The 13,383-nt window shown below is 70.5% G+C and carries 10 protein-coding genes, 1 tRNA gene and 2 pseudogenes; 8 read left to right on the forward strand and 5 right to left on the reverse strand.

From position 1 onward, the window contains the following. Positions 1–129 precede the first annotated feature (129 nt). Together ACZ4SA_RS11440 and ACZ4SA_RS11445 are read right to left on the reverse strand one after the other, a co-directional pair. Positions 130–612 (reverse strand): heme-degrading domain-containing protein, encoded by a 483-nt coding sequence (locus ACZ4SA_RS11440; protein WP_468272528.1) that lies wholly within the window; start codon positions 610–612, stop codon positions 130–132. Beyond that, a complete protein-coding gene (locus tag ACZ4SA_RS11445; protein ID WP_468272530.1) occupies positions 609–1,700 on the reverse strand; it encodes a Gfo/Idh/MocA family oxidoreductase in 1,092 nt (363 codons plus the stop codon). Before ACZ4SA_RS11445 ends, ACZ4SA_RS11440 begins: the two co-directional genes overlap by 4 nt. A 68-nt stretch (positions 1,701–1,768) precedes the next feature. Here ACZ4SA_RS11445 and ACZ4SA_RS11450 point away from each other — a divergent pair, with 68 nt between their 5' ends. The 8 genes and pseudogenes from ACZ4SA_RS11450 to ACZ4SA_RS11485 all read left to right on the forward strand — a co-directional run bounded on the left by ACZ4SA_RS11450 (position 1,769) and on the right by ACZ4SA_RS11485 (position 8,807). Then, positions 1,769–3,019, forward strand: coding sequence for an ROK family transcriptional regulator (locus ACZ4SA_RS11450; RefSeq protein WP_468272533.1), 1,251 nt, complete (start codon positions 1,769–1,771; stop codon positions 3,017–3,019). Between the two features lie 128 nt (positions 3,020–3,147). Next, positions 3,148–4,080, forward strand: coding sequence for a hypothetical protein (locus ACZ4SA_RS11455; RefSeq protein ID WP_468272536.1), 933 nt, complete (start codon positions 3,148–3,150; stop codon positions 4,078–4,080). A gap of 35 nt (positions 4,081–4,115) precedes the next feature. After that, positions 4,116–4,631 (forward strand): annotated as a pseudogene (locus tag ACZ4SA_RS11460) (GntR family transcriptional regulator); the annotation flags it as partial. Then, positions 4,558–4,887, forward strand: a pseudogene (locus ACZ4SA_RS11465) (alkaline phosphatase family protein); the annotation flags it as partial. The pseudogenes ACZ4SA_RS11460 and ACZ4SA_RS11465, both read left to right, overlap by 74 nt. Positions 4,888–4,977: 90 nt before the next feature. Then, positions 4,978–5,757, forward strand: a complete 780-nt coding sequence (locus ACZ4SA_RS11470; protein ID WP_468272538.1) for an HAD-IIA family hydrolase — start codon at positions 4,978–4,980, stop codon at positions 5,755–5,757. 90 nt (positions 5,758–5,847) lie between these two features. After that, positions 5,848–6,528, forward strand: coding sequence for a hypothetical protein (locus ACZ4SA_RS11475; RefSeq protein WP_468272541.1), 681 nt, complete (start codon positions 5,848–5,850; stop codon positions 6,526–6,528). A 1-nt stretch (position 6,529) separates the two neighbouring features. Beyond that, positions 6,530–7,210, forward strand: a complete 681-nt coding sequence (locus ACZ4SA_RS11480; RefSeq protein ID WP_468272544.1) for a class F sortase — start codon at positions 6,530–6,532, stop codon at positions 7,208–7,210. Between the two features lie 568 nt (positions 7,211–7,778). Continuing rightward, complete coding sequence (locus ACZ4SA_RS11485) at positions 7,779–8,807, forward strand: glycoside hydrolase family 6 protein (protein WP_468272546.1); 1,029 nt, start codon at positions 7,779–7,781, stop codon at positions 8,805–8,807. A gap of 129 nt (positions 8,808–8,936) precedes the next feature. Here ACZ4SA_RS11485 and glxA read toward each other — a convergent pair whose 3' ends face one another. From glxA to ACZ4SA_RS11500, 3 genes are all read right to left on the reverse strand, one after another. Next, on the reverse strand, positions 8,937–10,889 hold the full coding sequence (gene glxA / locus ACZ4SA_RS11490) for a radical copper oxidase GlxA (RefSeq protein WP_468272549.1): 1,953 nt from the start codon (positions 10,887–10,889) through the stop codon (positions 8,937–8,939). Next, entirely contained in the window at positions 10,886–12,832 is a 1,947-nt protein-coding gene (locus ACZ4SA_RS11495) for a glycosyltransferase family 2 protein (RefSeq protein ID WP_468272551.1), read from the reverse strand. The genes glxA and ACZ4SA_RS11495 overlap by 4 nt, the downstream gene beginning before the upstream one ends. A gap of 465 nt (positions 12,833–13,297) precedes the next feature. Then, positions 13,298–13,371 (reverse strand) — tRNA-Lys (locus tag ACZ4SA_RS11500). Positions 13,372–13,383 lie beyond the last annotated feature (12 nt).

A 13,383-nucleotide genomic window follows, 5' to 3' on the forward strand; every position in this document is an offset into this window, starting at 1 on the left:
TTTTTTTTTTTCACAAAAACAGCCATCGGAGGTTTCTCTCTCTGCCCCCCCCCCCCCCCCCCCCCCCCCCCCCCCCCTCTCCCCCCCCCCCCCCCCCCCCCCCCCCCCCCCCCCACCCCCGGAACGGGCTCAGGCGGTGATGAAGCGCTCCAGCGCCTCGACCACCATCGCGTGGTCCTCCGCCTGCGGCAGACCGGAGACCGTAACCGAGCCGACGACGCCCACACCGGCGATCGTGATCGGGAACGACCCGCCGTGCGCCGCGTACAGATTCGGGTCCAGGCGCGAGGACTCCTCGAACGTCGTGCCCTTGGCGCGATGCCGCGCCCCCACCAGATACGAACTCTCGCCGTACCTCTCGACGACCCGGCGCTTGCGGTCGATCCACGCGTCGTTGTCGGCGCTCGAACCGGGCAGGGCGCAGTGGAACAGCTGCTGGGCGCCGCGGCGGATGTCGATCGCGACGGGCGCCTCCCGCAGGTGCGCCATCTCGACCAGCATGCTGCCCAGCGCCCACGCGTCGGAGTGCGTGAACCGGCGCAGCGTCAGCCGGCGCTCCTGCTCGACGATCTCGTCGACGGTGAGATGCGGGATCGAGTTCATCGTGCTCATGCGGTGACCTCCACGGTGACGGTGATCCCTTCACGGGCGGAACGGCGGGCCGCCTCCAGCACGTCCAGGGCGGCGGCGGCCTCCTCCGCGGTGACCGGCGGAGCGGTCTTGTCGCGCACGGCGGCGGCGACCGCCGCGTAGTACGCGGGGTAGTCGCCCGGCACGGTCTGCACGGGAACGCCCCCGCCGGTCAGCGGCGACTCTCCCGCACCGACTCGGCCCCACATCGATTCCGGCTCCACGCCCCATGCGTCGCCGGGCGCCGGGCGGCGTCCCGCACGCAGAGCGTCCTCCTGCGGGTCCAAGCCGTACTTCACGTACCCGCCCGTCGAGCCGAGAACCCGGAATCGGGGGCCGAGCTGAGCGGTCGTCGCGCTGACGTACAGATGCGAGCGCACGCCGTTCGCGTGCGTAATCGCGATGAAGGTGTCGTCGTCGGTCATCGCGCCGGGGCGGCGCACGTCCGACTCCGCGTACACCCGCGCCGCCGGGCCGAAGAGGGTCAGCGCCTGGTCGACGACATGGCTGCCGAGGTCGTACAGCAGGCCGCCGATCTCCAGCGGGTCGCCGGACTCGCGCCAGCCGCCCTTGAGCTGCGGGCGCCAGCGCTCGAAGCGGGACTCGAAGCGCTGTACGTCGCCGAGCTCGCCGTCCGTGATCAGCTTGCGCAGAGTCAGGAAGTCGTTGTCCCAGCGGCGGTTCTGGAAGACGGACAGTACAAGGCCGCGCTCCGCGGCGAGGGCCGCCAGCTCGCGTGCCTCGGCGGCGGTGCCGGCGATCGGCTTGTCGACGACGACCGCGAGACCTGCCCCGAGGGCGGCGCGGGCGATCGGGACGTGTGTCTTGTTCGGCGAGGCGATCACGACCAGGTCGAGCTCGTCGGCGCGGGCCCACAGGTCGTCGGGGGAGGCCTCGAAACGGACATCCGGGAACTCGGCGCGGGCCTGCTCCTGCCGCTCCGGGGAGGACGTGACGACCGTGTCGAGGACGAGATCGTCGGTGGCGGCGATCAGCGGGGCGTGGAAGACGGAGCCCGCCAGGCCGTAGCCGACGAGGGCGACGCGGAGGGGAGAGCCGGTACCAGTCATGAGAAACACTTAAGCAACGGTGTTGCCAAAGTGCAAGCGCTGCGGAGAATGGCAGGGTGAACAGGACCATGACGGGAGCCGGAGCCAATCTGCCCGCGCTGCGCAGCCACAACGCGGCGCTCGTCCTCGACCTGCTGCGCACGGCGGGCGAGGGCGGTATCAGCAGGCTCGAGCTGGCCGAGGGCACGGGGCTCACACCGCAGGCCGTCAGCAAGATTGTCGCCCGGCTGCGCGAAGAGGGCCTGGTCACGGAGGCGGGCCGCCGGGCGTCGACCGGTGGCAAGCCCCGGACGGTGCTGCGGCTCGTGCCGTCGGCCAGCCACGCGATCGGTCTCCATCTGGACCGCGACGAGCTGACGGTCGTCCTCCTCGACCTCGCCGGCTCGCGCGTCGCCGACCGCACGGTGCCGATGGACCTGGGCGCGGGCGCGGAGGCGGTCGTCGCGGGCGCGGCGGCGGAGACGGATGCGCTGCTGGCAGGTGTGAGGGCGGCGGGCGCGGCGGAGACGGAAGCGCTGCCGGCAGGTGTGAGGGCGGGTGCGGGCGCGGCGGCGGAGACGGATGCGCTGCCGGCAGGTGTGAGGGCGGCGGGCTCGGGGTTGCGGGTGCTCGGGGTCGGCGTGGCCATGCCGGGGCCGTTGGATCACCTCCTCGGGGTGGCGCAGCGGGTCACCGGCTTCCCGGAGTGGGAGGGCTTTCCGGTGCGGGACGCGCTCGCCGCGCGGCTCGGGCTGCCCGTTGTCGTCGACAAGGACACCAACGCCGCCGCCCTCGGCCTCGCCCTGCGCGGCCCGGGCGGCTCCTTCGCCTACCTCCATCTCGGCACCGGCCTCGGCGCCGGTCTTGTGCTCGGCGGCGCGCTCTACCGTGGCGCCCGGACCGGGGCGGGCGAGTTCGGCCATCAGGTCATCCAGCTCGACGGGCCACCGTGCACCTGCGGCAACCGCGGCTGTATCGAGGCGCTGTGCCTCGCCGCCGTCTCCCGAGGCGACATCGCCTCCGCCGCCCGTGTCCTCGGCACCGGCGCCACGAACCTCGTCGAGCTGCTCGACATCGACCGGGTGCTTCTCGGCGGTCGTGTCGTCGCCGCTGCCGAGGACGAGTTCGTACGAGGAGTGGCGCGGGTGCTCGCCGCGCGCACCCGCGTCCCCGTCGTCCCCGCCGACGGCGGCGCGCACACCGTCGCGGACGGCGCCGCGCAGCTCGTGCTCGCCCCGGTCTTCGGGCGGTCGGAGGCCGTCGCCCCGCCCTCGTCCCAGCACCGGCCCGCGTCCCAGCACCGGCCCGCGGCCAATCACGGCGGCGCGGAAAAACGCTGACACGAGGGGCGTTGCGCCGCTGATCGGCCGTACGGCGCCTGCGGCGGCCGGGCGACCGGCGCAGCATGGGATCGCCCGGCCTCGTTCGGGCGATTCCGGCAGTACGCGAGCAAGCAAAGGCCCTCCTCATGCGAACGAGCAATGCCCTCGCCTTCGGAACCGCCACGGTGCTGATCGCGCCCGCGGTGATCAGCGGACCGGCCGCCATGGCGGCGGCGCCCCTCCGTACCTCGCTCGCCTCGCCGCTCGCCGGGCCTCCCGCCGCATTCCGCGCGGCGGGCCGGCCGGAGGACCGCGCATTCCGCGCGGAGGAACGGTCGGAGGAGCGGCCCGGGGAAAGCCCCGCCGAGCGCGCGCCCACCTGTGGCAAGGCGTCGGACCCGAACTTCCCCATCAAGAGCCGCATCCACGGCGGCCCCGCCACGGTCCGGGCCGGTGGCGGCTTCCGGTCGTGGTCCGTGGACCTGACCAACACCACCCGCGAGGCCTGTCACCGGATCCACCCGGTGCTCGTCCTCACCGCCCGGGACCGCGGACTGACCGGCGACCGCGTCACGCTGGAGTTCTACGACGAGGAAGCGGCTCGCTGGCGTCCCGTCACGCTGGAGCGGACGGCGGAGGACGAGATCGTCGGCGCCTTCGACGACGGCTTCCTCGGGTTCGTCGTACCGGCCGGCGGGACGGTCACCGTACGGACCAGGCTCTCGTTCGCCGCAGGCACCACCCCGAACACGGTCACCGTCAACGCCGCGATCGTGCAGCGCCAGGGCGACGACGGCGACTGGGTCGGGGAATCCGGCGACTACCGCTTCGCCGTCGTGGAGGGCGACGCCCAGGGTGACCGGGAGGACGAAGGCGAGGCCGTGAAGCCCACCCCCGAGCGGCCGGGCAGGGAGCCGGCCGCTCCCGCCTCACAGTCACCGCGGAGCAGCGCCGACCAACTGGCCACCACAGGTTCCGACTCCCTGACCCGTATCGGCGTCGGTTCCGCCGTGATCCTGCTGGCCGCCGGGCTGCTGGTCCTGGCGGCTCGCCGGCATTTCGGACCGCGCCGACGCTGACCGTCCGTTCACCGGCGTCTGCGATCACCCGGCGGGTGGACTACCCGAACGACCAGGCGCCCGGCGCTCCCGTGCTCCGGCAGCCGGAGCACGGACGCATCCCCAAGTACTACGCCGTCAAGGCGCGCATCTCCCAGCTGATCGACGAGCTCGGCGAGGGCGGACTGCTGCCGCCCGAGCGGGCTCTGGCGCCGCGGTTCGAGGTCTCCCGCGAGACCGTCCGCCAGGCGCTGCGTGAGCTGCTGCTGGAGGGACGGCTGCGCCGGCAGGGCCGCGGCACGGTGGTGGCGGGGCCCAAGCTATAGCAGCCGCTCTCCCTGGCCAGTTACACGGAAGGCGTCCGCAGGCAGGGACGCAGGCCCGGCCGCAGCCTGATCACCCTGGACCGGTTCCCCTGTCCCGAAGCCCTCGCCGCCGAGATCGGCGTGCGGCGCGGCGAGCCCGTGTGGCACATGGAGCGCGTGCTGCTCGCGGACGACGAACGCGTGGGACGACAGGACGAACTCGGGGCAGTACGACTCGACGCTCGTCTCGTCGGCGTACGACGTCTCCGGGAAGAGCACGGTACGGCTGGACTTCACCACGTTCCACCGGCAGGAGGGCAGCCAGAGCGCCAGGGTGCCGGCCTCCTTCAACGGCGGTACGCCCGCGGTCGTCAGGAGTTACACCGCCGATGTGGTCTCCCAGCCGCAGTCGCTGAGTGTCCCGGTGCCGGCCGGGGTCTCCAGCGTGAGCTTCCGCTGCCACTACACCGGCGCGAACAACTGGTACTGGGTCATCGACGGAGTCAAGATCGAGGCATTCTGACCGCCCTGGGCAGGCTTTAGGCTGGGGGCGTCGCCACAGCGCAGTCGCGGCGCCCCAGCACGCACACATGCACCGGCAGGAGTCCGTCTGATGGCAGAGCGCAAGCCGATCGAATCCTGGCTCACCGACATGGACGGTGTCCTCATCCACGAGGGCGTCCCGATTCCCGGCGCCGACGCGTTCATCAAGAAACTGCGGGAGACCGGGAAGCCGTTCCTGGTGCTCACCAACAACTCCATCTACACGGCCCGCGACCTGCACGCCCGCCTGGCCCGCATGGGCCTGGACGTCCCGGTGGAGAACATCTGGACCTCGGCGCTCGCCACCGCCCAGTTCCTCGACGACCAGCGGCCCGGCGGCACCGCCTACGTCATCGGCGAGGCGGGGCTGACCACGGCGCTGCACGACATCGGATACATCCTCACCGACCACGACCCCGACTACGTGGTCCTCGGGGAGACCCGCACGTACAGCTTCGAGTCGCTGACGAAGGCGATCCGGCTGATCAACGCCGGCGCCCGGTTCATCTGCACCAACCCCGACAGCACCGGCCCGTCCACCGAGGGCCCGCTGCCGGCGACCGGCTCGGTGGCCGCGCTGATCACCAAGGCGACCGGCAAGGACCCGTACTTCGCGGGCAAGCCCAACCCCCTGATGATGCGGACCGGCCTGAACACCATCGGCGCCCACTCCGAGACCAGCGCCATGATCGGTGACCGGATGGACACCGACGTGCTCGCCGGGCTCGAGGCCGGAATGGAGACGTTCCTGGTGCTCACCGGCTCCACGACGCCCGCCCTCGTCGACCGCTACCCCTTCCGGCCCTCCACGGTGGTCGACTCGATCGCGGACCTCGTCGACCGCATCTGAGCAGGTCGGCCCCTTCACCGGACTTCGGCTGCCGCCCCTGCGGATGCGGAAACGACCCAGACGCGTGACCCTGTCGGCAGGAGGTTCACGATGCGTACTGGTTCCATAGCTTTCCGTGTGGCAGGGGTGGCCGCCGTACTCGTCATGGCGCCCGCCACCGCCGCATTCGCCGGCAGCTCCGTGAAGGCCACGGTGAACCCGGCGGCCACCGCGCCGGACGGCAAGGTCGAGATCCGGGCCGTGGGCTGCAAGGGCAGGAACGGGGTCGCCCGTTCCGACGCCTTCGCCCAGGACGCGAAACTGACGACAAAAGGGTGGGGTGACGGCTGGCTCGTCGGCGCGGCGAAGCTCAGAGCGGACGTGAAGCCGGGTTCGTACGACGTCCGGGTGCGCTGCGACTTCCGTGACCACCCCGGAGCCGGCCGCGTCACCGTCGACCGCAACCTGCACAAGGCGGGGGCCCTCGCGGAGCCGTCGAAGCCAGAGCCGCGTCCGTCGGAGGGCGAGCGGCACGATGAATCGGACCACGCGGACGAGCAGGACGCGGACGAGCAGGACCACGAGCCGCAGCCGCACGAATCGCCCGTCGCCCCCGTCAGCGCAGGCGGCGGCGGTGCTGCCGTCCTCGCGGCCCCCGTCTCCACCGTCGACAACGACGAGGCGGGCCCCAGCACTCCGCAGACCGTCGTCGGCCTGATCCTCGCGGCCGTGGCGGCGATCGCCGTGGCCCTGCGCAGCGCCCGCCGCCGGCGCCGTACGAACGCCGACTGACATGTCCGGCACCGACGCTCCGGCCGCTCCGGCCGCCGGCAACGGCCGGCTGTTCACCGGAGTCGTCTGGGCGGTCCTGGTCCTCGTGCTCTGGCTGTGGGGGCGCGACGCCCCCGGCGCCCTCAGCGGCAGCTCCGCGCCCACCACCGGCGACATCGCCGCGGTGGGCCGCCCGCCCGGCATCCCGATGCCACCCGCGCACCAGCCGGTCGACGCCGCGCGGCCGAGCCGCGTCGCCGTTCCCGCCCTCGGCATCGACGCGTCAGTCGTCGCGCGCGGCCTCGACGCCCAGGGAGCGGTGGACCCGCCCCCGTACGAGACGCCCAACGTGGTCGGCTGGTACGGCGACGGCACCCGCCCCGGGGAGCCCGGTGCCGCGCTGCTGGTCGGGCACGTGGATACCGAGACGAAGCCGGCGGTGTTCTACGGACTGAGCGCCGCCCGCCCGGGCGGGAAGATCGAGGTGACCCGGGCCGACGGCTCCGTCGCGGAGTTCACCGTCGACGACGTCCGCGTCTTCGGCCGGGACCGCTTCGACCCGCACAAGGTCTACGGCCCGCACCAGGAGGGCCGTGCCGAACTGCGACTCATCACCTGCGGCGGCGCGTTCGACCGGGACAAGGGCACGTACACGGCGAACGTGGTCGTCTCGGCGTATCTGACGGGCGTCTCCGAAGCCTGACCGACGTCCGTGCCCTCAGGGAGACCGTCCGGGTCGCCATGGAAAGGTTCAAGGCCCATGACGGATGCTGAGCTCCCTCCCGTGCTGCAGGACGCCCTGCGGCGGGTGGCGGAGCACCTCGGCAGGTCCCTGTCCGAGGCTCCCGGCGGGGACGTCCGCCGGGAGCTGTACCGCGCCGCGCTCGGATCCGACACGGTCCGCCCCGCCCTCCTGGACGCCGTCGGGCCCGAACCGGACGGCGCGCTCGTCTCGGGCGTCGTGGGGTACAGGCCCTGGAACGGCTCCACCGCGGTGAGCGGCACACCTGGGACACCTGGGACACCTCGCGGCGTCTCCATGAACGGAGACTCCTGGCCGTGCGTACCACCTGGCACTTGGGCCGTCCCCGCCCTGACCAGGGCCCCGGGCAGGGCCCCGGTCGGTGTGGCGCCGGAAGGCGTCACGGTACGCGTACGAAGATCCGGCGAACCTCGAGACCGTCGGCGGGCGTGTGCCAGGATGGTTCGACCGGTCCGGTCCGGGGAGCTCGGGCGCCGGACCGAACGCAAAGTGCACCAAGGGGGAGTGGATGTACCGCAGTTTGGCCGGCCGGCGTACCCGCACAGCTGCGGGTCTGGCCGCCGCGGGGGCGGTGCTGCTGATGGCGGGCTGTTCCTCCGGCGGCGACGGCGGCGACGGCGGCGAGGACAAGGGGCCGGTCGTCAGCCAGCAGCCCAAGGCGGAGGACCCCTACTGGGTCAACCCGGACGGAAATGCGGCGAAGCAGGTCGCCGCCTACCGCGACGCGGGCGACACACAGAACGCCGAACTCATCAAGAAGATCGCCGAGCAGCCCGTCGGCGAATGGATAAGCCCCGACAAGCCGGAGGCGGAGGCCAAGGGCTTCACCGAGGCGGCCGCGGAGGCCGACCGTGACGCCCTGCTCGTGCTCTACAACATCCCGCACCGCGACTGCGGCCAGTTCTCCAAGGGCGGCGCGGCCGACGGCAACGCCTACCGGGCCTGGGTCGACAGCGTCGCCAAGGGCATCGGCAACCGGCGCGCCACGGTGATCCTGGAACCGGACGCGGTGCTGCACCTGGTGGACAACTGCACCCCGCAGGAGTTCCACGAGGAGCGGTACGACCTTCTCAAGGGCGCCGTCGAGCGGCTGAAGCAGCAGCCCGCCACGAAGGTCTACCTGGACGCCGGCAATGCCGGCTGGTCGAACCCCGACGCACTCCAGGAGCCGCTGAAGCGGGCCGGCATCGAGCGGGCCGACGGTTTCGCGGTGAACGTCTCCAACTTCTATCCGACCGGCGCGAGCAAGCAGTTCGGCAGGAAACTCTCGGAGAAGACCGGCGGCAAGCACTTCGTCATCGACACCAGCCGCAACGGCAACGGTCCCTACACCGAAGGCGATCCGGCGGAGAACTGGTGCAACCCGCCCGGCCGTGCGCTGGGCGAGGCGCCGACCACCAGAACCGGCGACCCGCTGGTCGACTCCTACCTGTGGGTCAAGCGCCCCGGCGAGTCCGACGGCGACTGCAAGGGCGGCCCGAAGGCCGGCGAATGGTGGCCCGAGTACGCGCTCGATCTCGCCCGGAACACCAAGTAGCGGGCTGCTCGTACGGCAGCGTCGACGACGGTGTCCTGACCGGAGAAGGTGCCCGCACCACGCGTGACGCGGACACAAGGGGGCCCGGCAGCCGGGGACGCGCTGCCGGGCCCTCCTCCCTGACGGGGTCTACGGGACCTCCACCCACACCGCCTCGGACGGTGTGCCCGCCTCGTCCGTCACGAAGAACATGTAGTGCCCCGACGGGACCAGCGCCCGGTTCTCGGGAACGGTGATCTCCACGCCGTTCGCGGTCTTCTTCATCTCCAGCGCGATGGAGCGCTGGTCGACGTCGGTGACATGCGTGACAGCGCTCGGCCGCATGAGCTTCGCCGTCTTCAGGGCCTTCTCGCTCTTGACCTCGAAGGTGCCCTTCTCACCGCGCTCGACGGTCTTCGGGCCACCGGTCACCGCGGGCTTGCTGCCCCGGTAGAGGTAGGGCGGTGTGTAGATCTCGATGCGCTGCTCGAAGACGCCCGGCCGGGTGTTGGCCGCGTCGGAGAAGAGCGAGTCGGAGCCGAAGATCATGACCCGTCCGTCGGGCAGCAGCACCGACCCCGAGTGGTAGTTGCGCCCCACCTGCGGGTCGGCGACGCGCTTGTAGGTCTGGGTCTTCGGGTCGTACGTGCGGGCCTCGAGCACGTTGGATCCGCTGCGCCCGCGGTAGTCCTCCGAGCCGCCGGTGACCAGGACGGTGTCGTCGGGCATGAGCGAGGCGCTCGGGTAGCGGGTGCCCTTGTCCAGCGAGGGGCCGTCCTTGAAGCGGGGGTTGTCGGCCTTGAGGTCGACCAGCCGGGACTTCTCGCTCGACTTCTCGGACTCGCCGACGCCGCCGCCGCCGATGACCATGAACTTCTGGTCCTGCGCGGGCGGCAGCATGACCGTCGCCGAGGTCTCCATCCGGTCGGGGTCGGACAGGCCGGGGATCTTGTTGAACTTATTCGTGTCGAGGTCCCAGACGCCGGGGTCGCGGCCGACGTCCGCCGGCCCGTAACCGGCGTTGGAGCCGGAGTAGAAGAGCTTGCCGTTGTCCATCAGGAAGATCGCCGGGTAGGTGGGGAACTTCCGTGTGATCCCGGTGTACTCCCAGGTCTTGGTCTTCGGGTCGTAGATCTCGTCCTTGCCGGGGACGATCTGCCCGATCTCGTCGAGGCCGGAGAGCGAGAGGACCCGGCCGTCCTCGAGGGTGGTCAGCGTCGGGTACCAGCGGGCCTCGTTCATGGGGTCGACGGGGATGTACCTCTCCGCGACCGGGTCGAACTCGTAGGCATCCTTGATGCCCTGGAAGTCCTTCTTGTCGAGGGCGAGCTTCTGGGCGATCCCGTAGACGTTGCGGCTGTCGGAGCCCTTCATGCCCTGGACCCGGTAGTTGTCCTCGGTGCCGGTCTCGTACTGCTTGCCGGACTGCTCGGCCTCGACGTAGATGCGGCCGAGCCCCGCCTCCGTGCGCAGGAAGGCGCCGGTCTTCGGGTCGAAGACCTTCTTTGCCTTCTCCACCAGGACCGGGTCCTTGGAGACGAACGTCTTGCCGTTCTCCTTGCCGGTGAACTTGGTGCCCGCGGGCAGGGTCTTGGGCGCGTCCGGGTCCTCATTGTGGACGATCATCAGGCCGCCGGCCTTGGTGACGTCGCCCTTGAGCTTCTCGTACCGCTTGGTGCCGCCCGCGACCAGCAGCTTGCCGTCGGGCAGCTGGGTGTGCCCGGCGCAGAACATGTCCTTGGGGGTGGGGATCTTCTTGAAGTCGTTCGTCTTCGGGTCCCACAGCACCGACTCGAACTTCTTCGCGTCGAAGTTCTTCTGGTTGTTGCCGGACCCGGCGATCAGCAGCACCTTGCCGGTGTGCAGCAGCGCCGCGTGAATGGTGTTGATCTTGAACTCGGACGGGACCTCGAGGAAGTCCCAGTGGCCGTTCTCGGCTTTGTACTCGGGCTTGTTGATCGTGTAGTCGTGGAACTTCTCCGACCCGAAACGCCACATGGCGGGGCCGTTGAACCCGGCGACCACCACGATCACCGCGGCGCCGATGGCTATTCGGCGGGCGCGGTTCCTGCGGTGGTTCGGCCGCGCGGGCATCGTGCTCATTTCTTACGTCCCCCAAGGGCGATCTGCATGGTCTGATCTGTGGCTGCGTCGGTGGCGGTGAAGTGGGGCCGCTGCTGCGGCACATGGCCGCCGCCGGAGCCGGGACCGGCGGGTGCCCCGCCGCCCGCATGACGCCGCCTGCGTTTCTTCTTCTCCGTGGCGATGCCGTGCCGCCAGGCGAAGATGGGTGCCGCCGTGATCAGCAGGGCCAGCGAGGCCCAGGTGATCATCGCCGGATGGTCGTGCCCGAAGTAGAACGAGGAGCCGAGTGAACCACCGAACACGGCGATGAAGAACAGATGGATGCGGAACGTCCCGAACAGGGTGTCGGGGCTGGAGGAGTCGCCCTTGGGGGTCACCACGAACTTGCTCTTGCGCCGCAGCACGGCGTCCATCAGCGAACGGGCGTAGATCGGCGCGGACAGCGCCGACATCACCATGCCGGCGAGGCCGCCGGAGCCTTCGGGCTCGTGCGGCGAGACGTTGTGCCGGCGGTTCCAGATGTAGAGGCCGATCTGGAGGGCGGAGGCGTTGCCGTAGAGCATCATCCAGATCGCCGGGTCGATCTGCACACCGGAGGCGCCCATGCCCAGGAACAGGGCGCAGCTCAGGGCCGCGAGGATCCAGTTGAGGGCCGACATCGGATAGAAGATGATCATCATCGTGTAGTTGAAGAGCTTGCCGGCCGGCAGCGTGCCGAACCCTCTCCAGTACTGCTTGAGGATCGTCTCGTACGTCCCCCTCGACCAGCGCAGCTGCTGGGTGAAGAAGTCGGTCCAGGCGGAGGGGCCCTCGCCGACGGCCAGCACGTCGGGGGTGTAGACGGAGCGCCATTTGTTGCCGGTGTCCGGGTTCTTGGCGCGGTGCATCTCGAAGCCCGTGGCCATGTCCTCGGTGATCGAGTCGTACAGCCCGCCGATCTGCTTGATCGCCTTGATACGCACGGCGTTGGAGGTGCCGACGAACATGGGCGCGCCGTACCGGTTGCCCGCGCGCTGGATCAGCGCGTGGAAGAGGAACTGCTGGGACTCGGCCGCCTTGGTGACGAACGTGTCGTAGTTGCCGTAGACCTGCGGGCCGATGACGAAGCCGACATCCGGATCGCGGAAGTAGCCGAGCATCCGCTCCAGGTAGTTGGGCATCGGGACGTGGTCGGTGTCGACAGAGGCGAAGAAGTCGTAGTTGCCGCCGTGGGCCTCGAGCCAGGCGTTGTAGTTGCCGTGCTTGGTCTTGGCCCGGTGCGCGCCCTTGGCCTGGTTCCACTTGGCGACGCCCTTGCGGGAGAAGTGGTGGACGCCGAGACGGGCGCAGACCTCCTTGACCGCCGGGTCGTCGCCCTCGTCGAGCAGCCAGACGTGCATCAGGCCGCGGTGGCGGATCTTCACCGCCGCCTCGAGAGTCTTCGTCACCATCTCCAGGGGCTCCTTGCCCGGCACGAAGGAGGTGAGGAAGGCGACGCGGGTGCCGGACTCCGGCACCACGGGCACGGGGTCGCGTGCCACCAGCGTCGCATGGGCGTTGGACAGCACGTTCATCGTCCGGAACAGCTCGATCAGGCCGATCGAGACGAGCATGACGATGTCGAGGGCGAGCAGCAGGTCGTTCTGCAGGTTGGGGTCGCGCTCGGTCCAGTGCTGCGGCTGCATCAGCCAGGCGAACAGGCCCAGCGACACCAGCGGTGCGGCGCCGAGCAGCAGCGCCGCGCGTATGCGGTGGGGCTCCTGCGAGATCAGCGAGCGGTACTGCACCTTGTACGGTTTGGTCGCGTCCGGCTGGGTCAGGGGGCCCGCCAGTCGGCTGTAGTGCTCGTAGTCGTAACGCGGCAGCGTCACCTTTTTGGGCCGCAGCCGCGCCGTGGCGGCGCGCAGGTGCGCGGGCACCCGGAGCTGTGTGGTCCGCGAAGGGTCGTTCGGCTGCCCGGCGCCGTCCGGCGTCGACATCATGTGTCATCCCCCCGCACGCGTGGTTGGCACGTGCAATGGTCGGTTGTGTCACCCCGGGGCCGCATGGTCCCCTGTTACCTGCGATCCCGGGCGCGTCAATGGTGGCTGGCCACCGTCCCTACAGACATGAAACGGTCACCTGTCGGTTGCATGATGCCCGTCGTGTGTTCGGTCCGTGAACGGGCCCCCGGCCCTCGGCCCCGGCATCGGGAACGTCCCCGCCGAACCGCCCCCAACTACGCAAAAACGGGCGCCCACTTGGGGCCACCGGCTCCAGCATAGGTTCTCGGAGCCCCGTCATGATCGCAAGGGCGGAACGGGCCGGTAAACGGCCATACGCGCGCATTGGGGTGCCCTTGTGACGGGGGTTTCCGGCCGGTAGGTCTTGGCCGAAAATGATCGTAGGTGTGACTGTGCATACGGCGAAAGCCCCCTCGTCCGTGACGAGGGGGCTTTCGCTCCGCGTGCGCCGCCAGGGACTCGAACCCCGGACCCGCTGATTAAGAGTCAGCTGCTCTAACCAACTGAGCTAGCGGCGCCTGCTGACCCGA

The organism is Streptomyces sp. NPDC027962 (assembly GCF_055566095.1).